This window comes from Thalassolituus sp. UBA2009 (genome assembly GCF_002335285.1).
GTDB classification, from domain to species: Bacteria; Pseudomonadota; Gammaproteobacteria; order Pseudomonadales; family Oceanobacteraceae; genus Venatoribacter; species Venatoribacter alkanivorans.
In genome coordinates this window covers 1-21283 of sequence record NZ_DDCJ01000096.1, presented here as the reverse complement: position 1 = coordinate 21283, position 21283 = coordinate 1, and the positions used below count along the sequence as shown (strand labels likewise).

At 50.7% G+C, this 21283-nt stretch carries 21 protein-coding genes; 12 read left to right on the top strand and 9 right to left on the bottom strand.

Annotated features, from left to right (window positions below; all coding sequences use genetic code 11):
- Both B3P58_RS11950 and B3P58_RS11945 read right to left on the bottom strand, forming a co-directional pair.
- On the bottom strand, window positions 1–1209 hold a 1209-nt coding region (locus B3P58_RS11950; RefSeq protein WP_286717721.1), incomplete at its 3' end, for an FMN-binding protein.
- 402 nt (window positions 1210–1611) lie between these two features.
- Window positions 1612–2169: a Yip1 family protein gene (locus B3P58_RS11945; protein WP_286717720.1), complete on the bottom strand. Its 558-nt coding sequence runs from the start codon at window positions 2167–2169 to the stop codon at window positions 1612–1614.
- A gap of 110 nt (window positions 2170–2279) precedes the next feature.
- Here B3P58_RS11945 and B3P58_RS11940 point away from each other — a divergent pair, with 110 nt between their 5' ends.
- The gene (locus B3P58_RS11940) at window positions 2280–2732 is read left to right on the top strand and encodes a MarR family winged helix-turn-helix transcriptional regulator (protein WP_286717719.1); all 453 of its coding nucleotides are present in this window, start codon (window positions 2280–2282) and stop codon (window positions 2730–2732) included.
- 30 nt (window positions 2733–2762) lie between these two features.
- Here B3P58_RS11940 and B3P58_RS11935 read toward each other — a convergent pair whose 3' ends face one another.
- The gene (locus tag B3P58_RS11935) at window positions 2763–4466 is read right to left on the bottom strand and encodes a nitrite reductase (protein WP_145468010.1); all 1704 of its coding nucleotides are present in this window, start codon (window positions 4464–4466) and stop codon (window positions 2763–2765) included.
- A 47-nt stretch (window positions 4467–4513) separates the two neighbouring features.
- Window positions 4514–6565 carry a TonB-dependent receptor plug domain-containing protein gene (locus B3P58_RS11930; protein ID WP_286717717.1) on the bottom strand — a complete coding sequence of 684 codons (2052 nt, stop codon included), beginning with the start codon at window positions 6563–6565 and terminating at the stop codon, window positions 4514–4516.
- Window positions 6566–6959: 394 nt separating this feature from the next.
- On the opposite strand from B3P58_RS11930, the gene B3P58_RS11925 reads away from it, so the two are divergent.
- From B3P58_RS11925 to B3P58_RS11890, 9 genes are all read left to right on the top strand, one after another.
- The gene (locus B3P58_RS11925) at window positions 6960–7772 is read left to right on the top strand and encodes a CbbQ/NirQ/NorQ/GpvN family protein (protein ID WP_286717715.1); all 813 of its coding nucleotides are present in this window, start codon (window positions 6960–6962) and stop codon (window positions 7770–7772) included.
- Between the two features lie 35 nt (window positions 7773–7807).
- Window positions 7808–8254, top strand: a complete 447-nt coding sequence (locus B3P58_RS11920; protein ID WP_145468014.1) for a c-type cytochrome — start codon at window positions 7808–7810, stop codon at window positions 8252–8254.
- 44 nt (window positions 8255–8298) lie between these two features.
- Window positions 8299–9702: a cbb3-type cytochrome c oxidase subunit I gene (locus B3P58_RS11915; protein ID WP_145468016.1), complete on the top strand. Its 1404-nt coding sequence runs from the start codon at window positions 8299–8301 to the stop codon at window positions 9700–9702.
- 55 nt (window positions 9703–9757) lie between these two features.
- Window positions 9758–10660, top strand: a complete 903-nt coding sequence (locus tag B3P58_RS11910) for a 4Fe-4S binding protein (protein WP_286717713.1) — start codon at window positions 9758–9760, stop codon at window positions 10658–10660.
- A gap of 5 nt (window positions 10661–10665) precedes the next feature.
- A complete protein-coding gene (locus tag B3P58_RS11905; protein ID WP_286717712.1) occupies window positions 10666–12507 on the top strand; it encodes a nitric oxide reductase activation protein NorD in 1842 nt (613 codons plus the stop codon).
- A complete protein-coding gene (locus tag B3P58_RS11900) occupies window positions 12504–13085 on the top strand; it encodes a cytochrome c oxidase subunit 3 (protein WP_286717711.1) in 582 nt (193 codons plus the stop codon). Before B3P58_RS11905 ends, B3P58_RS11900 begins: the two co-directional genes overlap by 4 nt.
- Window positions 13082–13360, top strand: coding sequence for a cytochrome C oxidase subunit IV family protein (locus tag B3P58_RS20775; RefSeq protein ID WP_414716569.1), 279 nt, complete (start codon window positions 13082–13084; stop codon window positions 13358–13360). The genes B3P58_RS11900 and B3P58_RS20775 overlap by 4 nt, the downstream gene beginning before the upstream one ends.
- Before the next feature lie 26 nt (window positions 13361–13386).
- Window positions 13387–13710, top strand: a complete 324-nt coding sequence (locus B3P58_RS20770; RefSeq protein ID WP_414716570.1) for a c-type cytochrome — start codon at window positions 13387–13389, stop codon at window positions 13708–13710.
- A 410-nt stretch (window positions 13711–14120) separates the two neighbouring features.
- On the top strand, window positions 14121–14492 hold the full coding sequence (locus B3P58_RS11890; RefSeq protein ID WP_145468027.1) for a putative zinc-binding protein: 372 nt from the start codon (window positions 14121–14123) through the stop codon (window positions 14490–14492).
- 16 nt (window positions 14493–14508) lie between these two features.
- Here the strand turns inward: B3P58_RS11890 and B3P58_RS11885 are convergent, their stop codons facing one another.
- From B3P58_RS11885 to ubiU, 3 genes are all read right to left on the bottom strand, one after another.
- Entirely contained in the window at window positions 14509–15951 is a 1443-nt protein-coding gene (locus B3P58_RS11885) for a hypothetical protein (protein ID WP_286717709.1), read from the bottom strand.
- 291 nt (window positions 15952–16242) lie between these two features.
- Window positions 16243–17121: a U32 family peptidase gene (locus B3P58_RS11880; RefSeq protein ID WP_286717708.1), complete on the bottom strand. Its 879-nt coding sequence runs from the start codon at window positions 17119–17121 to the stop codon at window positions 16243–16245.
- 3 nt (window positions 17122–17124) lie between these two features.
- Entirely contained in the window at window positions 17125–18120 is a 996-nt protein-coding gene (ubiU, locus tag B3P58_RS11875) for a ubiquinone anaerobic biosynthesis protein UbiU (protein ID WP_145468033.1), read from the bottom strand.
- Between the two features lie 174 nt (window positions 18121–18294).
- Here ubiU and ubiT point away from each other — a divergent pair, with 174 nt between their 5' ends.
- Complete coding sequence (gene ubiT, locus B3P58_RS11870) at window positions 18295–18783, top strand: ubiquinone anaerobic biosynthesis accessory factor UbiT (RefSeq protein ID WP_145468035.1); 489 nt, start codon at window positions 18295–18297, stop codon at window positions 18781–18783.
- A gap of 16 nt (window positions 18784–18799) precedes the next feature.
- Here the strand turns inward: ubiT and B3P58_RS11865 are convergent, their stop codons facing one another.
- Together B3P58_RS11865 and B3P58_RS11860 are read right to left on the bottom strand one after the other, a co-directional pair.
- Complete coding sequence (locus B3P58_RS11865; RefSeq protein ID WP_145468036.1) at window positions 18800–19204, bottom strand: ribonucleotide reductase subunit alpha; 405 nt, start codon at window positions 19202–19204, stop codon at window positions 18800–18802.
- A gap of 330 nt (window positions 19205–19534) precedes the next feature.
- Window positions 19535–20530 carry an adenosine kinase gene (locus B3P58_RS11860; RefSeq protein WP_145468038.1) on the bottom strand — a complete coding sequence of 332 codons (996 nt, stop codon included), beginning with the start codon at window positions 20528–20530 and terminating at the stop codon, window positions 19535–19537.
- Between the two features lie 105 nt (window positions 20531–20635).
- Here B3P58_RS11860 and B3P58_RS11855 point away from each other — a divergent pair.
- The coding region (locus tag B3P58_RS11855) for a potassium channel family protein (protein ID WP_286717706.1) at window positions 20636–21283 on the top strand (648 nt) is incomplete at its 3' end.

Here is a 21283-nt window from a genome sequence, read left to right as displayed (position 1 = left end):
ATCCACCGGGCCTGTCTGGCGGCGCACCAGTAACTCAAAGGTCCAGTCAGTGCCAGGGTCAAAATGGCTTTTGTCACGGATAATAAACAGCGATTTTTCTTTAAACTCCGGTGCGCCGTCGGCCATGACATCGTACAGACGTTGCTGGTCCAGATCGCGGAAGGAGATAACATCACCAAATTGACGCAGCTGGATGCGGTCAAAAATACCGCCGCGCACATAGCCTGATCCTTTAAATGAGAACATGCCGTTGGCCAGCACAGCAATGGCGTGCTCGCCGGGTTTCAGCTCTTCCATCAGGAAGCGGTACTGACTGTCACCCAACAGGTTGCGGCCAATAGTTGGCGCGTTCAGATAGGCAACATAAAGATCAATAAAGGTATCGTTAAGCTGATCCGCTGTGGCTTTTTCCACCTGTTCGGCGTCGGTGCCCCTGAATGATTCGTCCACCTGGGAGCGTAACAGGTGCATACGACGGATGGAGCCGTCTCCGGTCAGCTGCTGCCAGCCGGCGTTACTGTAAACCTCCGGCAGAATATTGGCGGGTTTCTGTTTCTGTGACAGTTGCGCTTCGACCAGTCCCAATGATGCGGCGACTGTGTGAGTGGCCTTCATGATGATTTCGTTCACAACCATCACGGTAACGGTGGCACCGGTGATGGCATCAACGGTCACGGCGTTTTCATCATTGGTGCTGCCAACCACTACGCGCTGATCAGCCCTGATGCCCTGATAGGCTACGCCAAAATCAACCAGCTTCTGTTCCGGAATACCGACCAGCAGAATTGGCTCGTGGTGTTCCAGCAGCCAGGCATCAAGAATAACGGCCTCAGGACTGAGGATAACCTGCATATTAATCGGCTTGCCGGAGTAGGCAGGAATATTGGCTACGTTGATTGTTTCAAACATATAGCCCAGTAAACGGTCATTTCCTTTGATGGTCCGGATACCGAAATCACCTTCGGGAGACGATATCTCTGTCGCCTCAGGCAGAAGAAGGCGGAGGCGTTGCTGTGCGGTGTCTTCTGATTTATCGGAGGGCTTATGAGCCTGCAGGCGTTTCTGCTGTCGATTTTCTGCTTTGTGTCCAGCGTTTTCTGAGGCTGCCACTTCCGGAACCGCTGCTACGGAAATACTGAGGACAAAAAACATCAGGACAAAAAAAGGCCATAAATAATGTTTCAGGGGGCTGTCAGGTGCTGACATCATACAATTCCTATTCAGCGTCAGCCTGATGTCTGGAATGAGCATCAGTCTGGCTAATGCGTCAAATTGTCGCAGTCACCGGACACAGCCAACATACCCCATCGGAGGTAGGTTGAAGGACTCAGGTCAATTTTTTGTGTTTTTAATCAATAACCCCTGTCACCCGTCATTAAATATTTTTTGGCGCATAAAATCAGAGGTTACAGGGGAGGTATAAACCGGTTATTTGGACAGTCTGGGCCAGCCGTTGCAAAAACAGCCTGACAGCTTCAGGGATAAGAAAAATTTTCCGTGTCGATGGATTGGCATGGCGCAAAATGCCAATTAAAACTGCAGATATATTTTCAGCAGCGAGCTGGACTTTTTCAGTAAGCCGAAGCGGGCACTGAACTATTCAGAGGTGCCTTAATAAGCCCAGACGATAACCATCAGCATAATCCAGGCGAGAAATGCGGCAGACATTATCGTATAGGTTGCGGACATGCTGACCACATCATCCGTATTGCGGTGACAGAGCGCACTGGTTCCAAGGTAGAGAATGACACAGGAAGCGACTAATCCGACACCTGCAAAAATGCCGGTAATTAAAGCGGAAGGAATAAGTAATCCCAGAGAAGACAGCCACATAGGAATGGGGGCAATAGCCGCCAGTAAGTAGGCGTCGTGATAGTTAATGGCCAGATCGTGGCTTTCCAGTACTGAGTGAATAAGCCATCCCATTACAAAAAAGGTCAGTAATTCTGCGAGGAAAAATGTGGTGGTAATAAAATGCCAGTTTTTTTCCGGGAAATTCTGAATGTAGCTGTTGTCGTAATGGGTTCCGGCATAATAGAGCAGAATCGGCGGCAGGAAAGACAGTGGCAGAACCAGCTTCCAGGCCAGAGCCGGTATGGAGATATTCATCGACCGCATTTTTTCCCAGCCTTTCGCTGACCAGGGCATTATCAGTTCTGACAGGTTCATAATTACCTCCATATATATCATGCTATGATATATACGGTTTAGATCACCTTTAATCCGGTGGCAAGCATATCGGGCCGTATTGCTGAAGCTGTCTGAGGATCAGATTCTTTATGGATAAATTGAATAAGCAGGATTATCAGAACCTTTCGGATTTCCGCTATCGCCTGCGTATCTTCCAGCGCCACAGTGAAAATATCTGCAAAGCCCATGGTCTGACTTCATTGCAGTATCTGTTATTGCTGCATCTGAAAGGCTTTTCCGGACGGGAGTGGGCCACAATCAGTGAATTGTCGGAAAAACTTCAGGCAAAACATCATGGCACGGTGATGCTGGTCGACCGCTGTTGTGAGCTGGGTCTGGTCGAGCGGCGTGAATCGATAACCGATAAGCGCTGCATAGAAATACATCTGCTGCCTGCCGGTGATGAACTGGCAGGTCGGATTGCCTGGCTGCATCGGCCTGAGCTTGAACTTCTGGAGCAGAAGTTTCCTCTGAGCTCTCATACTGATGAGCATCATCCGGCTGAATTTTCCGCATCTGAAAAAAGAAAAAGCGGCACATAATGTGCCGCTTTTCTGCTCAGCAGACGATGATCAGTAGATATCGTGCTGAGTGTTTTTCACATTGAATTTACCGGTTGGGGTAATCAGGCGTTTATCCTTAATTACCTTTTTCAGTTTCAGTGTTTTGTCATCAACCACCACAATCGCAGACGGTTCTTCCTGGCCGTTCCAGACTGAGAACCAGACTTCGTTACCGGCGGCATTGTATTCCGGCTGAACAATCCGTTTGGCTCCTTCTTTTATTCCGGACCACTCAGCAATCGGCAGAACAGTGTAGCCTTTTGCCAGATTTTTAATGTCGAATACCGCCACAGACTGGCTGACTTTGGCATCCGGGTTAAAGGTGGTATCCAGGTAAAGGTGATTCGATTTTGGGTGTGTTTTGATAAACAGAGAACCGCCACCTTGTCCTTTCAGAGTCTGCACAACTTTCCAGGCATGATCCGGATGGTTTTCAGGATCGGTACCGATCAGGGAGATGGTTTCATCGCCCAGGTGGCTGGTTACCCAGACCGGACCAAATTCCGGATGCACAAAGTTAGCGCCACGTCCCGGATGAGGAATTTTGCCCACATCAACCAGTGCAGTCATTTTCCGCTCTTTGGAGTCAATCACGGCAATTTTATTCGACTGGTTTGCCGCAGTCATAAAGTAGCGATGGGTTACATCCCAGCCACCATCGTGCAGGAACGGAGCGGTGCCAATGGTGGTAACGGTCAGGTTATCGACATCCTGATAGTTAACCAGCTGTACCTTACCGGTTTCTTTAATATTAACGATAAATTCCGGATGTTCATGTGACGCGATAATCGCAGCAACGCGGGGCTCCGGATGGTATTCCTGCTTATCGACGGTCATGCCACGGGTCGAAACAATTTTGAGCGGTTCCAGGGTTTCGCCATCCATAATGGTGTATTGCGGCGGCCAGTAAGCACCGGCAATGGCGTATTTATCTTCGTAGCCTTCGTATTTGGATGTTTCTACCGAGCGGGCTTCGATGCCGATTTTGATTTCAGCAACTTTGCCAGGTGATTTCATCCATAAATCAATCATATCGATCCGGGCATCACGACCAATAACCAGCAGGTAACGGCCCGAGGCCGAAATGCGGGAGATATGCACGGCGTATCCGGTTTCGATGGTTTTTACGATTTTTTTGGTGTCACCATCGATCAATGCAATTTTACCGTCGTCCCGCAGTGTGACAGAAAACAGATTATCCAGATTAAGATCATTCATCTGTTTTTTCGGGCGGTCTTCAGGTTTAACAAATACCTCCCAGGTATTCAGCATTTCTTTCATACCCCACTCAGGAGGTGTCGGTGGTTCATGCATAACGTACTTGGCCATCAGGGTGACTTCTTCCGGCGAAAACTGACCGGACGATCCCCAGTTTGGCATACCGGCTGGCGAGCCATAACCAATCAGTGCTTCGAGGTAAGCCTGGCCTTTTTGCTGAGTAATATCCGGTGTCAGTGGCTTGCCGGTTGCGCCTTTACGCAGTACGCCGTGACAGCCTGCACAGCGCTGAAAATAAATCTTCTTGGCTTTTTCAAATTCTGCCTCAGTCAGATCCGGTGCGCCGGGTGAGCGCACAACTTTAGCCGATGCCGGGTCGATAGCAGACGCTTCGCCCTGATAAGCCGATGCTGCATTTTCCGGGTTGGGTACCGCGTGAACCGCTAAGCTGAGCGCGGCAATGGCCAGGCAAAGTGGATGTTTCCAGTATTTCATGATCGTTCCTCTCTCATATATCCCAGTTTCAGGTCGTCTGGTTGTCATCAGAAACGCCAATGCATTTCGGCATTGAGCGCACGTCCGGCAGCCGGTAATTCTTCAGGGTTCTGGTAGCTTTGATTGGTCAGGTTATTAACCGCAGCGGTCAACATCAGGTTGTTAACCGGCTGATACTGCATGGCGATATTGAATTCTGCGTAGCCACCGCTGTATGCGGTTTTTACGCCATTTTCGTCATCCCGCCGGGCATCACCGTAAGAGCGCAGAAAGATATCCAGCTGTGTATTTGGCAGGGCTGACCATTGCACTCCGGACTGCAGCTGGTATTCGGGCAGGCCGCTGTTCCAGGTGTCTTCACCGCTGGCGAAATCGAGCTCCCGGCGTTGTACGGTAATGTTGGCGTAAGGGCGGAGCGTTTTAAGCTGACGGGAAACGGCCAGTTCCAGACCGTAGCTTTTGGCTTTATTAATGTTGACCCAGCGCCAGAGAGACTGTGATGCTGTGGTGGTTGTGGTGTATTCAGGCGGAGCCGCAGTCAGGGCTTCGCGGTCGATAAAATCACGTGCGCGGTTGTAATACAGCGCGAGGTCAAGCAGCCACTGCTTGTTGTCGAGGCGGAATCCGAATTCCAGAGTGGTTGCTTTTTCTGCGGTTAAATCCGGGTTGCCAAAATGCACATTGCTGCCACCGGCGGTAACGGCAAATTGCTGGGTGACGCTGGGGTAGGAATATCCCTGAGCAAGGTTGATGCGTAATGCCGAGGCCGGAGTGGCGCGCCAGACCATGGATACGGAGCCAACCATTTCATCATCATGGTTATCGCTGTCAGAGCGCTCTGTGCTATCGGTCAGGCGTGAGTTAATACGGTAATAACGCAGACCGGCGTGTGCCTCAGCATCTGCGGTTAATACAATCTGTTGCTGTAAAAATGCTGACCACTGGTTTTGTTCCGCTTGTTGCGCGGATGTTTTTTCTGTCACGGTTGGCGGAATCGGCAGGGTCAGCATACGCAGTGTTGTTTGCGAGCGTTTGTCTGTATCCAGGCGGTCGCTCTGATACTCCATACCAGCTACCGTCAGGTTATTTCCCAGCCAGCGGGCTTCTGTACTTAACTGGCCACCACTGGTCAGCAGATCATCATCGGAGAAATTATCAACATTCACAGCCACCACGGGTGTCTGACTGCTGATCGCATTTTCCATAACGCGCCGGCCATTATGCTGATACATCCGGGCATTAATTTTTTGCAGGCTGCCGTGATCCTGAAGGTATTCATAATTCAGCGCATGACGGAGAGAGTTGCGCTCCGGAAAGCGCAGATAATCAATACCCGAGTCGGGTTCCACCCAGGCGCTGGCATATTGTTTGAAATAGTCGCCCTGCCAGCTGATATGGTGTTGTGCCTGGCTGTAACCCAGCTCTGCTGAGACTGAGCGCTGCAGAGAATCGGAATTCTCCAGTGTGCCATCAGCCAGACGGCGATCCTGATGGGATGTGCGGCTGGCCTGCAGGCGCATATCCAGCCCTTGCCGGGCAGCCAGTACACCGGCAGAAACGCGTTGTCCGCGGGTTGCTGAGTAATATCCGGAGCTGAAAATAACTTCCTGCTCACCGGCAGATGCCTGGCGGGTGATGATATTAATGACACCGCCGAGAGCATTACCACCATGTACAACAGAGGATGGGCCACGAACGACTTCGACACGTTCGATCATATTAATATCGATCAGTAATGGCGTGCCGTAATTGGAATGGTCGGCCAGCGGCTGGCCATTAATTTTTACCAGAACACGGCGGGCGCTTTCCCCCCGCAATGACAGACGTTTCATGCCGGGAACCCCGGAGTCGACAATGGCTATGCCGGGAATATCACGCAGTACTTCGGCGAGGTCGGATACTGGCTGCTGATTCAGTTGCTCCTGTTCCAGCACGGTAATGGCTGCCGGGCTCATCAGTGCCTGTTGGCGGTAGCCGGTTGCGGAAACCACCATCAGTGGCAGGCTTGTGGCTGTGTTATCGGCCCGGGATGGCAGGGCGGGGGATGCCATAGGCAATACAAGTAACAGGCTGAGGAGACCCGGGGGTTTGCGTGTCATGCCGAAATCCATTAATTCCTGAATGGAATTGCATGCTCAACCAGATGTGCGGATAAAAAACTGATTCAGGTCAAAAATATAATAACGACTGCCTTATCCCGGCTATAAAATTGACTTGAGTTGGTATTTTTTATACTTGGGTATTTTTAACCATTTAGGTTGAATAAATAACCATTTTTAGATTTTTGGTTTTGATTTTTAAATTAAAATCTTTAATAAACAATAACTTGCTTTCATTCGGTTTTGATTCTGATAGTTGGTTGAAGAGGTATATTTTGCCTGTTTTAAGGAAAGGTACCTATATGTAGGTATATCGATCTCTATTGTTTGGTATTTATGACCTCTTTGCTAAAGGAGAGCATTAGCACCGTAAAGTTACCCATAGGATCGGCATATGAATGCTCCTGCTGTGTCGCCAGCGGACTCACGGCTGCACTTTTATCAGCCGCAGGGAAGTGAGGTTGAACTCTTCCTGCACGCCAGCCGTAATCAGCTTCCTGTTCTGATTAAAGGCCCTACCGGCTGCGGTAAAACACGTTTTATTGAGCATATGGCGGAGCAGCTGAAGCGCCCGCTCTATACCGTTGCCTGTCATGATGATCTGACCGCTGCCGATCTGATTGGCCGCTACCTGATCGGTAACAACGGCACGTTCTGGCAGGACGGCCCGCTGACGCGTGCTGTGCGCGAAGGGGCAATCTGTTATCTGGACGAGGTTATTGAGGCCCGCAAGGATACAACGGTTGTTATTCACCCCCTCACCGATGACAGACGCATTCTGCCGCTTGATGGCACCGGAGAGCAGCTTCATGCCGCGCCGGGTTTTATGCTGGTTATGTCTTATAACCCGGGTTACCGCAACCTGATGAAAGGACTTAAACCCAGTACCCGCCAGCGCTTTGTCAGCATCGGTTTTAACTACCCGGATGAACAGCAGGAAGCCCGGATCGTTATGCAGGAAAGTGGTATCGATCTGCAGACTGCGCAGCGTCTGTGTGCGGTTGCTGCTGCTCTGCGCAAGCTTAATGACGCCGATCTTGAGGAGTCTCCTTCTACCCGCCTTCTGATTCATTGTGCCCGTCTGATCCGCAGCGGGTTGCCGGCAGAAATCGCAACGGAAGCGGCTCTGACTGAAACCCTGAGTGACGAGCCCGCCGCCCAGCAAGCTGTTCGCCAGATTATCCGCGCTCTTATGCCAGTTGGTTAATGAGCCGTCTTTTTATAACCGCGAGGAGACATTTTATGTCAGAACGTTTCACTAAGGGCATGGCCCGGAATATTTACTACGGTGGGGGCGCATTCTTTTTCCTCCTCTTTGTTGCTCTGACGGTTGATACCGTTACGGTGCTGCCGAAGCGTGAGAATCGTGAACTGCTCACCGCTGAAGTCGCACATGGCAAAGAAATCTGGGAAAAAAATAACTGCGTCGGCTGTCATTCATTGCTGGGAGAGGGGGCCTATTTTGCTCCCGAGCTGGGGAACGTTTTTCAGCGCCGCGGGATGGAAAATGAGCAGGTATTCAAGGCGTATTTTTCTGCCTGGATGAAGGCAATGCCTACTGGTGTTGAAGGACGCCGCCAAATGCCACAGTTCCATTTAAAAGAGCAGGAGATTAACGATTTAGCTGAATTCCTGATCTGGACTTCCCGCATCGACACCAACGATTGGCCACCAAATATCGAAGGCTGATGCATGACGACCATTTCAATTTAATTATTCAAGGATCAAACATCATGAAATATCAAAGCCAGGCGGTTGCAAAACCGTACTTTGCCTTTGCCATGTTGCTGTTTGTCGGTCAGATTGTCTTCGGTCTGATTCTTGGCACGCAGTACATCATCGGTGATTTCCTGTTTCCGGAAATCCCTTTTAACGTTGCCCGTATGGTGCACACCAATCTTCTGATCGTCTGGCTGCTCTGTGGTTTTATGGGCGCGACTTACTATCTTGTACCTGAAGAAACTCAGTGTGAGCTGTATAGCCCGAAACTGGCCTGGATACTGTTCTGGGCTTATGCCATTGCCGGCACCCTGACCATTGTTGGTTATTTATCGGTTCCCTATGCAACGCTGGCGGAGATTACATACAACAATATTCTGCCAACCATGGGGCGGGAATTTCTGGAACAGCCAACTATTACCAAAATAGGTATTGTTATTGTTGCACTCGGATTCTTGTTTAACGTTGGTATGACTATTCTGCGTGGCCGTAAAACCGTGATTAACATGGTGCTGATCACCGGTCTTCTCGGCCTGGCCGTGTTCTTCCTGTTTTCTTTTTATAACCCGGCATCACTGACTCTGGATAAGTATTTCTGGTGGTGGGTTGTGCACCTGTGGGTTGAAGGTGTGTGGGAGCTGATTCTCGGCAGCATCCTCGCCTTTATTCTGATCAAAACCACCGGTGTGGATCGTGAGGTTGTGGAAAAATGGTTGTACCTGATTATTGCGATGGCTCTGATCAGCGGCATTCTTGGCACCGGCCACCATTATTTCTTTATCGGCGCTCCGGAATACTGGCTATGGATCGGATCGGTTTTCTCTGCCGTCGAGCCGTTACCTTTCTTCATGATGATGGTGTTCGCTTTCAGCATGATTAAACAGCGCCGCCGCGAACACCCTAACAAAGCCGCCGTTACCTGGGCTGCCGGCTGTACCATTATGGCTTTCCTTGGTGCGGGCGTTTGGGGATTCCTGCATACCCTGGCGCCGGTAAATTATTACACCCACGGGTCTCAGATTACGGCCGCTCATGGTCACCTGGCATTCTTTGGCGCTTACGTGATGATTGTGCTGGCGATTATTTCTTACGCATGGCCACAGCTGCAGGGACGTTTAAGTAACAGTCTGCAGGCACAGAAAGTGGAAATTGCCTCCATCTGGGTCATGTGTGTATCCATGCTGATGATTACTCTGCTGCTGACTGCGGCGGGTATTATTCAGGTGATGCAGCAGCGTATGCCGGCTGATGGCATTGCCCTGGGCTATATGGCGACACAAGACCTGATTGTTCCTATTTATTGGGCACGTCTGGTTGCTGGTATCGCTTTTGGTGGTGGCGTGATGCTGTACTTATACAGTTTTGTTGTCGCCAGCCGTACTCAGGCTGATGCACCTGCTTTACCTGTCAGTGCCTGAATATATGCAAAGATCACAGCCGCTGCCTTCGGGCAGCGGCCAGGAAGACAGGCTGATGAATTCAGGGGTACAACGCTACCGTCTGATCAGCCGCAGCGTATTTTTTTTATTATTTCTGCTGGCGCCGGTTCTGGATATTTTTCGTCTGGATCTGACGCTCGGCCATTTTATTTTTTTTGGTTATGACTGGACGCTGGAGCTTGCACCTGCTGCTGGTCAGAGTGCTGCTTCAGTATTTTCACAATTATTCTGGCGTCTGGCGCTGCCCGTCCTGCTGACGGTCATTGTACTTATTGTTTTTGTCTGGCGCTGGGGACGAATTTACTGCGGCTGGTTGTGCCCGCATTTTTCTGTTCTGGAGTGGCTGGACAGTAAAATGCATTACTGGCTTGGCAGGCGTTCGTTGTGGGAAAAGAGCAGCAGCGGGGCGCGCCCTGGTTCCAGAACGGTACTTTTTTTCTGGATTCTGGCCTGTTCTTTTTTATGGGCGGTTTCTCTGCTCAGTTATCTGATTCCTCCGCTGCCTTTATGGCAGGGTATTTTCCGGCTGCAGGTTGATACATATCCGCTGATTTTTCTGTGTGCGGCAACGGTATTATTTTTTATCGAATTTACGCTGGCGCGTCACTGGTTCTGCCGGTATGGCTGCGCGGTCGGAATTTTTCAGAGTCTGATCTGGGCGGCCAATCCGCGTGGCCTGGTGATTGGTTACCGCAAAGAGCGGGGAAAAGACTGCCGTGACTGTCATGCCTGTGATCAGGTCTGCCCTATGCGCCTGCCGCCAAGAGCACATAAGCAGCGGAAGATTACCTGCACTCAATGCAGGCTCTGTATTGATACCTGTGCTGAAGTGCAAAAACACAATCCTGCCGGATCACTGCTGTATTGGGCCAGTGGCAATGATGCCAGACAGTATGAGCGGCAATTACCAGTAATTATTGCCCGGGAACAGGAGTAACTGCGATGGAAGAAGCTGTTGGTATCCGCTGGCATCATTTTATTACCCGTGTGGCTGTCCGTACTTATCCGGATGCGGCGGTGTTGCTCAGCGATGAACAGAAAACACTGGCGATGATATTCAGGGCGCTGGGCGGCGATGCCGGGTTGCGTCTCTCGGTTGCTGCTGAGCAACGGGTTAAAGCGTCGCGCTCGTGGTTGCAGAAGGTGGCAGGTTCCGGTCTGCGTCAGGCGCTGGCGTGGCGCGATCAGAATCATTTATATCTGCCGGATCATATCGACTTTTATCCGCAGCGGACGCTGAATGCTGACCTGTATCTGTGGCTGGCGGCATTGGCATCCTGCACGCTTCCGGCAGCTGCCGGCTCTGCCCCTTGGTTTGTTGATAATCAGCATAGCGTGCAGCATTGTTTGCAACGCTATCCCGGTCTGGTCCCTGTCTACCGTCGTCTGGTTGAAGCCGAGCTGCAACAGAGAGATTTACGGCTGAAGCTCAGTGCTGCGGCTCTGCCCAGAGAGATGGCATTGCGTGCTGCTCTGAAGGAGCCGGGATCTGTTACTGCGCTGCCTGACGGGCCGGGAGATCCTGATCCTGTGCCCCTGTGGTTATATCCGGGCAGAAATCTGGCTCCGCTTCAGCACAGTGGCGATGTACAGGAGCCCGCAGCGTCTGAGGTGCAACAGAAAAGCACGGCGAATATCCGCCGCCAGGCCGAATTTGCCGATGATCCTGATGGCCGTAATGGCCTGCTGTTATTTCGTCTGGAAAGCTTATTGTCGTGGTCGGAATTTATTCCTGTTGACCGTACCGCAGATGATGCCGATGACGCGGATGCCGGAAAAATAGCAGAAGATCTTGATCTGATTACGCTATCGCGGACCCGTGGCAGTCAGGCTTCAAAAATACGTCTCGATCTGGATCTGCCCAGTGCGGCGGAGGATGACATTCCGCTGGGCTCTGGCCTGTCTTATCCTGAGTGGGATTACCGCCAGCAGTGTTTACGTGAGGATTACTGCCGGGTTATTCCGATGCTGCCGCGCGGTGCTGAGCCAGCTCCTTTACCGGATGAGCTTAAGCAGACTGCGCAGCGTCTGCGCCGGCAGTTTGCCTGCTTTAACACTCAGCCGGTGCAACTGCGGCGGCAGGTTCAGGGGCAGCAGCTGGATATAAATGCTGCGATCGATCACTGCACCAGCCGGCTGCAGGGACACGCCGAAAGCGTGGCGCCGGTATGGCGGCAGCAGCGTCGTCAGAACCGTGATCTGGCCTGTCTTGTTCTCGCTGATCTGTCGCTGTCGACCGATGCCTGGGCTAACAATGATAAGCAGGTTATCGACGTTATCCGCGACAGTCTGCATTTATTGGGGGAGGCACTGGATGCCAGCGGTGATCGCTTTTCTATGTATGGCTTTTCATCACGCCGGCGCGATCACGTGCGGATTAATATGATCAAAAACTTTAACGAACCCTGGGGTGAAAATGTTCATGGCCGGATTAAAGCCTTAACGCCCGGCTACTACACGCGCATGGGAGCGGCTATCCGCCAGGCAACCGATATCCTTAATGACCATCCGGCAGAAAAGCGCCTGCTGCTGATACTGACCGACGGTAAGCCTAATGATCTGGATCTGTATGAAGGTCGTTATGGCCTTGAAGATACCCGGGTATCGATCACCGAGGCTCACCGTGCAGGGGTAACAACCCACTGTGTCACCATTGATCAGAACAGTGCTGATTATGTTCCCTATGTGTTTGGCCATCAGGGGTACTTCTGTATTAACCGTGCGGATCAGCTGCCACGGATACTGCCGAAGCTCTATCTTAATCTGACCGGACTGAACATATGAACAGCCCGCTGACTCTGAGCGGAAAAGACAAGATCCCGGGCGATATTGCCCTGTGGTTTTTTCTTTGTGCTGAACTGGCTGTTTTTGGCCTGCTGATCGCCGGCTTCTCTCTGGTTCGCCTCCGGCAGCCTGAGATGTTTCAGGCCGGCCTGCAGGAGCTGCATGTTTCTGCCGGGGTGATTAATACGATGGCATTGCTGACGGGCAGTTACCTGGTGGCAACAGGCGTTAATAAGCTCCGCATTCAGGGCGATGGCTGTGCGCGTTATTTTTTCGCGGCATCCGGCTGCGGAATGATCTATGTCATTAGTAAAGTGAGTGAATATCAAACACTCTATAGCAATGGGTACTCGTTGCACTACGATATATTCTTCGGGTTTTATTTTTTCACGACGTTCTTTCATTTTCTCCATGTGCTTGCCGGAATGATGATTCTTATTATTCTCGGCCGCTGGCTGAAAAAGACAGACCCGGACGATGAGCAGAAACTAAAAGCGGCGGAAAGTGCAGCCTCTTACTGGCATATGGTTGACCTGGTGTGGATCGTTCTTTTCCCGGCGCTTTATGTACTAAGATGAAACAGGATGATGCTATGAGCAGTATAGCAGGAACGTCATTAAAGACTTTGTGGTTGTTAATGCTGTTGCTGACACTGGCTGTTGTTCTCCGCAAGCCGGAGCATCTGATTCTGTTAGCGGTTGCAGCCTGGTTTGCAGCTCTGATAAAAGGTATCTGGATCATCCGGTATTTTATGGAGATGAAGCAGGCTCCGCTCTTCTTACAAAGAATTCTGTATGGGTGGTTAATAATAACCATTTCTGCAGTCACATTGACTGCCATCTGGCAGCTATAAGCCTCAGGGCAACCTTAAGGAGATTGATGATGAAAAAAATACTTCTGGCAAGCGCCATTGTTACTATGGCATTCAGTTCTGCCAGCATGGCGGCCGGCGATGCAGCTGCCGGACAGGCAAAATCAGGAATTTGCACAGCCTGCCATAATGCTGATGGTAACAGCATGGTCCCAATGTATCCAAAACTGGCCGGACAGCATGCAACCTATCTTGAAAATGCACTCAAGGCTTATCGCGATGGCCAGAGAACCGGAGGCAATGCAGCCATTATGGCGCCAATGGCAAAAGGTCTGAGTGATCAGGATATTGCTAACCTTGCTGCCTATTACAGTCAGCAGAAAGCCAAGTAACAGGCTTGGCAGGTTGTTTATTTTCGTTTTCGGGGTAGTCAATGCAAGGCAAAAACCGGCGAAAAAGCGTAGTTTACAGGTCGTAAATGAGCATTTTGAGTCGGTTTTTAACACTGCAGTGGCAACGCAGATAGAAAATCAACAGCCTGCTATGGGGAATGGCCTTTTCTATGGCTGATACCCAAAGAGTGAGCCTCTGAATAACGGATCATATCCGTACCGGATTATTCACAGGCTCCTCACCTTTTCCGCATAAGACCGACATCTGTTCTGAACAGATTGATAGTAAAAAATATCCGGCGTGATATATTAAAACTTCCCCGTAATTAATCCCCGTTTTTACTAAAAAACGCAGCTGTTTATTGAAAATCAAACTCTGGTATACAGATTTTTTTCAGTGGAGAATTCTTATGAAAGATCCGGAAAAACCACTGGTTTATTCTTGCTCTGGCTGTTCTCAGGTGGCACAGCTTGCCAACCGGATTGCGGTTCATCTGGATCGTTCAGGTGTTGCAGAAATGTCCTGTATAGCTGGTATCGGTGGCCAGGTTAAACCTATTATCCGGCTGGCTCAGTCGGGTCGTCCGGTTCTGGCAATTGATGGGTGTCCGCTGCGCTGCGTACAGCGTAGTCTTAACAGTATTGATGTCACCGAGAGTCATCATCTGTTGCTTTCTGAATATGGCTTAAAAAAACGCCAGGATGAAGAGTATGGCGACGATGTTCTGCTTGATCTGGTAAACCATATAGAAAGTAAAATTATCCCCGATATTCATTCCTGATTCTGTATCTTGTCACTCAGCTGAGTGATTCTTCTCCCTTTCGCCAGTAAAAAAACCAGTTAATGATCATCCCTGTCAGGTAAAAAATAGACAGGCCGGATAACACCGCCGCCGGCCCGGCACTTTGCCAGTGATCAGCAAACAATGCAGGAATATAGAAAAATCCGAAGGACGATATACTGATTATCCATATCAGGCTGTGGTCGGCGTAATTCGCAGGAATCTTCTTAATGGCCAGGCTGGTGATGCTTCCGGATGACATGCCAGAAGCAATGAAAAATAACAGGGTAATCATGTAAAAACGAAAGAAATAGAATTCCGGATTCGGTGATGAGAGTGCTGATGTTATGGTCAGAGCCATGCCGACGGTACTAAGGAAAAGCGCAAACAGTGCCACCTGATGAATCTTTCCCGGATTGATGTGTTTAGACATCCAGCTTCCCGCAGCTCTGGCCGAAAGCCCTAACAGAGGGCCTATCCAGCAGTAGGACAGGATGGATGGGGCGGCGGGATTGATCCGGCTGCCGGTATGTCCATCGGTTGGAATATAGGAAAATATCAGGTCTGTCAGAAGAGGCAGGCTGACGGATAATCCAAGAAAAGAACCATGGCCCATAAGGTACATCAGCGCCAGTATATGGACTTCACGATTAGCCAGGGCTTTCAGTTGCTGCTCTGCAAATATCTGATTGCCCGCAAGATTCTGCATGGCAAAAATCACGAGGAAAATAACGATAAAAATGCTCATTTCCCTGACGGCAGGAAAGGCACCGGTAATCATGCTGTTATTCGACAAATAGGGGATGCCGATACTGGCCAATATGACCAGCAGAAGCAGTAACCAGGAACGCCCCCAGGAAAAGATACCGGCCGACCGGATCAGCATCATATTCTGTATATTAACTGCCGGTGAAAAGCGGTTCAGCCAGGCGGCAAGAAGACACATTCCGGCAATTGGAAGTATTAACCACTGAAACCAAAGCCCGTGGCCTTCATGGATGACACCGATCAGGTTGCTGCTGTCATGAATAAGAACGTATTCGGTAAAAATATTTTTTAGTGGTGGATTCCAATAGATGATCGTCGGGATCATTACCATAATCAGAATCAGCCCGGCATCACCCAGTCCAATGGGCATTTCCTGGGAAATAAAACGCATACGGCGCGGATAAATATAGCGGTTGATGCTGGTTATCTGGGGCAGGACAACAGCACCAAAGCCACAGCAGGCTGCCGCTATTCTGAATGCCCAAAGAGGCGTGTCTGATTCTTTAAAGACCCAGAATATGGCAATCAGCGAAATCCATATTCCAATAATTCCTGACCAGATTACGGCCCGGGTACCCAGCTGAAATACCAGAAACCTGCCACACAGACGCAGCGCTGCGCCAGAAAAGCCTGCGATATAAATCAGCGAAAAAAGCTCTTGTGGGCTGAAGCCCCAACTGCTGTCGGCCATCAGGGCCGAGAGTACTGACCAGCCCATCCATACGGACGAACCGGCAAGTAACAGAATTAATTGCAGAACCGGCAGGTGGCGTACATAACGGTTGCCTGTATTTTTCCAGAAATCCGTATCGTCCGGCTTCCAGCCTGTCAGATTCGGCATATAAAGTCCTGCCACTAAGCCATATAGAATAGGCTACGATGACAGAATTAAGGGCAAAAACAATTCGGCTGCAGAGATACTCCGCCCCCACCAGATAGGTATGTCAGATACTCATTCTGAGATATTGGCGCAGGTGCTGACTCAGGTTTCAACCGTCAGCATTCCGGCAAGGCGATTCCAATAACCATTGCTGTCTCCTGCTGCGAGTTTGACCGGATGCTTACCGCGGATGTTTTCCCGGAAACGGTCCAGCCAATCCAGAGTGCCTTCCGGTTCCGGACTCAGGCGGACAATATCGACCAGCCGGTGCATGGAAGGTAAGTCATTGATCAGGTTGTAACGCTGGCCTGACTGGGTCTGGATACCATTTAAAACAAATACCTGTTTTCCATCCTGACTGTGTACCTCCCTGCCTTTGGGATAATTAATGCAGCACAGTTCGCACTGATCCTTTTGCCGGTCTTCTGAGCGTGCAGTAAAGCAGCGGGCTGACCAGGCCAGAGGCAAATGACCAAAGGCAAACACTTCTGTTTCAAAGCAAGTGCGGATATCACGCACGACTTCCTGTTCGAGCAATGTTTCCAGCCAGTCACGGGAAAGTTCCACAGGCATTACCCAGCGTTTCAGGCCGGAATTTACCAGATATTTCAGCGTGTGCTGGTTGTAACAGTTGATTGCCGGGCCGGCGATAAACGGCAGGTTTCTTTCCTGTGCAAGCTGCACGGCGCCAATATCATTGGCTTCAATAACAAATTCACCGTTATCAATATAACGTGCCATTTCCCGCAGTAAGGCCGGGCTCTCAAGCAGGGTCATTGTCGACAGGCAGACCTGCTTTCCTGCCTCCCGCAATTTAAATGCTATATCCAGATAATCCTGTAAGTTCAGTTCCCTGCGTTTGCTGCAGACCGTTTCGCCAAGATAAACAATGTCGATATCAGAAGCGGCCACACCGTCATAAAACTTCAGAACGGTATTTTTAGGCCAGTAATACTGAATTGCACCGAGAGAAAATTTCATTATTTATTTCCATTTCCGGTGGTAAGCGCCAAGTGTGGTCTGGCTGCCTTCCGATAATGAATTCAGAACCTGATTCCATTCATCTTTTACCCGGAATCGTTGCGGATCTTCCTGAACGGCATCAATTGCCTGGCGCCATACCCGGGTAATTTTTTCCACGTAGGCAGGGCTGCGCTGGCGCCCTTCGATTTTCAGCGAGGCAATGCCTTCATTGAATAATTCCGGTAGCAGTTCCAGAGTATTCAAGCTTGTTGGCTCTTCAAGCACATTGTACAAATCGTTTCCGACCTGAAAGCGTCCTTTGCACAGCGTGGGATAGCCGGCATTTTCATCAGCATTAAAGCGATCAATCATGACGCCGTTGAGGCGCGACTCCAGCGATCCGTCTGCTTTCTCATCCCAGCGGACATAGGCAGCCGGAGAGCAGACGCCAGCAGTATTCGGTGACTCACCGGTCATATAAGAGCTGAGATAGCAGCGGCCTTCAGCCATAATGCAGAGGCTGCCGAATGCAAAAACCTCCAGCGGCATATCTGAAATCCGCGCTAATGATTTTACCTGCTGCATCGATAATACCCGCGGCAGTACCACACGGGAGATTCCCAGATTGCGGTAAAAATCAATAGCGGCAGGATTGGTTGCAGAAGCCTGAACGGACAGATGCTTTTCAACTTTTGGATAACGGTCATGTGCGTATGCCAGCAGCGATATATCGGCAAGAATCAGGACATCAGCCCCGGCTCTTACTGCGGTATCAACGGATTTCTGCCAGCGCTCCCAGCCGTCTGTATGCGCAAATGTGTTGATGGCAACATGGATTTTCCGCCCATGTTTGTGCGTATAAGCAACGGCTTCATCTAACCCTGAACCTGCCAGGTTCAGGCCGGCGAAGTGGCGGGCATTGGTATCTCCCCGAAGGCCAACATATACCGCATCAGCACCCTGGTTTATTGCCGCTTTTAAGGCAGGAAGGCTTCCCGCAGGGCAAAGCAATTCCATAGTATTTCCGCCATGATAGGACCTAAGACACTATTGATATGTTAATGAAATCAGGTGACCGCCGCTAAGCCCACGAATAGGTAGGTTTGAACTACCCATTAATGGGCTTTGCCCATTGGCTTAAGAATTTTTTATTCTGGCGGAAATACAGGTGCTGGGGTGTGAAGGTTAGTTATGCTTTCCCGGAAATTTCATAGGGCCGCAGGTGACAGGCTGGTAAAACTACCTGAGAAAATAACCCGCTATACGCCCGATTTTATTCTTGAGCAGGTAATCGCATCTGCACTTAATCATCTTCTTGGAAAAGAGCTGTCTGCCGGAGAACTTGATTTTCTTGAGCGCAAGCTGGCGACGGTTAATATCCGTGATCTGAACTTCTCATTTACCGTTACGGCTTATGATAAAAGAATCAAAGTGATGATCCCGGCGCAGATCTCAGAGGTTACTCTGCGCACAGATCAGCAATCGTTGCTGGAAATGCTACATAACGAAGTGGATCCGGATACGCTGTTTTTCCAGCGTCGGCTGTTAATAACAGGTAACACCGAACTCGGGCTGTATCTGAAAAACTTTATCGACAGTCTGGAACTGATGGGGAGAATTCCGGCCCCGGTTATGAAGCTGATCAGCCGCATTCATAAACAGAGCCAGAAATCGCTATAAATCCGCAAAGGGCAAATCAGTAAAGGGCGATCAGTTCACCACTACGGTTGAACGTCAGGTATTCGGATATCATGCCGGCGTTGATCTTATTCACCATAAGCTGCAGGTACTGGTCAGCCTCTTCCGGCTGTGGCGGGAAGCCGTCATGGCCAGACATGGCACTGATAAATGCCACGTCCCACTGCTGTCCGGTTTTTTCCGATTCGCTGACCAGCTCATGAAAGTGCATCACTTCGCCAGGAAGTTTATCAACGCATAACACCGGGCTGAGCACACCGCCTTCACCATTTTCAAAGCGTTCCTGCTGCTCTTCTGTGTATCCCTCGGGCAACTCTGATTTTGCCAGAACAAACAGCAGGCGTTGTGGCTCCTGCTGGCTCATGGCGGCCAGAATGAGTTCCTCATAGTTTTCAATATTCATCTAAGCACCAGTATCGAATAGCGTTAAAAGAAACCGATGACCCGACTGCCCGCAAAAAAGTACCACCAACCCTCTTATCCCGATGATACAAGCACCAGCAATCCTGCATAACCAAGCCCAGCTCCGGGGCCACCAGTTATTTTTGATTTTATGTGGACGGCTGGCATCTTCAATAGCGCAGGCCGGATCATTGTGGGTATATCCTGTTTGGATAACGCGGTGGGGCGGGATTGACCGGCGGTTTCTGATGGATCGGCGCAGGGGATAAGGAACCGCAGAAAGAGAAGCGGGCAGGCCGTGTTTATCGGCTGCCCACATCAGGTAAAGGCCCTAGCCCTGCAGATGCGCTTTTAACGGCGCGTGCTGTTCGGCATCCAGACGCGGACCAAACTGGCTGACAACCTGAGCCGAAGCGGCGGATGCCAGACGTCCGGCAACATCAAAACCATAGTCCTGAGTAATGGCATAAAGGAAAGCGCCGGCAAACATATCGCCGGCACCGTTACTGTCGACGGCGGTTACGCTGTGCGGCGCAATTTTATGCAGGGTTTCGCCATCGAACGCCAGTGCGCCTTCGGCGCCGAGGGTAATAGCGAAGGTTTTGGCGTGTTGCTTAATGACGTCGATAGCGATATTCAGGTCGTCGGTATCGGCCAGCAGTTTGGCTTCCTGTTCGTTACAGAACAGCAGGTCGACGCCGTCGCCCAGCATTTCCAGCAGGCCGTCTTTAAAGAACTGCACCATCGCCGGATCGGAGAAAGTCATCGCCACTTTTACCCCGTGTTTGCGCGCCAGTTCGCGTACGCGTACGGCCGCAGCACGGGAGGTGTCTGAGGTCACCAGATAGCCTTCAATATAGACATAATCCGACTGCGCGAGAGCATCTTCGTGGATGTGCTTTTCGTGCAGGTCGCTGGTAATTCCCAGATAGGTATTCATGGTGCGTTCGGCATCCGGCGTTACCATCACCAGACACTTACCGGTTACACCCTGATCGCGCTCGCCGCCAATATTGGTATCGACACCGGCAGCTTTTAAATCGGCCACGTAAAAATCACCGGCTTCGTCAGCGGCTACGTTACAGGTATAAAAGGTTTTCGCACCGAAATAACTGGCACCAATAATAGTGTTGGCAGCACTGCCACCACAGGCGCGTTTTTTCAGGCCGTAATCCGTGCTCAGGGTTTCCAGCATGCTGGCCAGTTGCTGTTCGTCGATTAAGGTCATCATGCCTTTCTGAATACCGGCCTTGGCGAAAAACTCATCGCCGACTTCAAACTCTTTATCGACCAGTGCATTGCCGATGCCGTAAATGTGGTAACCCATAAGCTGACTCTCGCGGTAAGAAATAGCGCGAGTGTAGCGGATTACGGCATATTTTTCAGGTACTGATGGCTTGGGGATGCGCTGGGGCCGGGCTATGATGCGGGCATGAATAAAGTAACCCGTTTTATCCATCATCACCGCCGTGTGCGGCATGCGGTGTATCAGACCGATACCAATATCCGCCGCTCGGTGATCCGCTCGGCGCTGGTGCTGCTGGGCTTTGCGGCGCTGCACGTGGCGGCGATGGTATGGCTGGAGGAGATGGCGCTCTGGCACGCCATCTGGCTTACCATGACCACGCTGACTACTGTGGGCTATGGTGATGTATCTGCCTCTACCCCGGCCGGTCAGGCCGCCACCATGCTGCTGATGTTTATCTGTGGCATCACACTTATGACTTTTTTAATCAGCGATTATGTGGATTTCCGCATTGCGCGGCGGGAACGTATCCGCACCGGACACTGGGACTGGAACATGGCCGATCATATTCTCATTATTAATTCGCCCAAATATAACCGCGAAGCCTATTTTCAGCGCATGATCATGCAGATTCGTGAAAGCGACGAATACCGCGATACGCCGATCCAGCTGCTGAATGACGATTTCCCCGATGGTCTGCCCGACAGCCTGCGTCAGCTGGGGGTCGTTCATACCACCGGACTGGCCAGCCGCCCGGAGGATTTAAAACGTGCCGGGGCAGAGCGTGCCAGCCATATTGTGGTGCTGGCGCGTGACGAATATTCCGCCGACAGT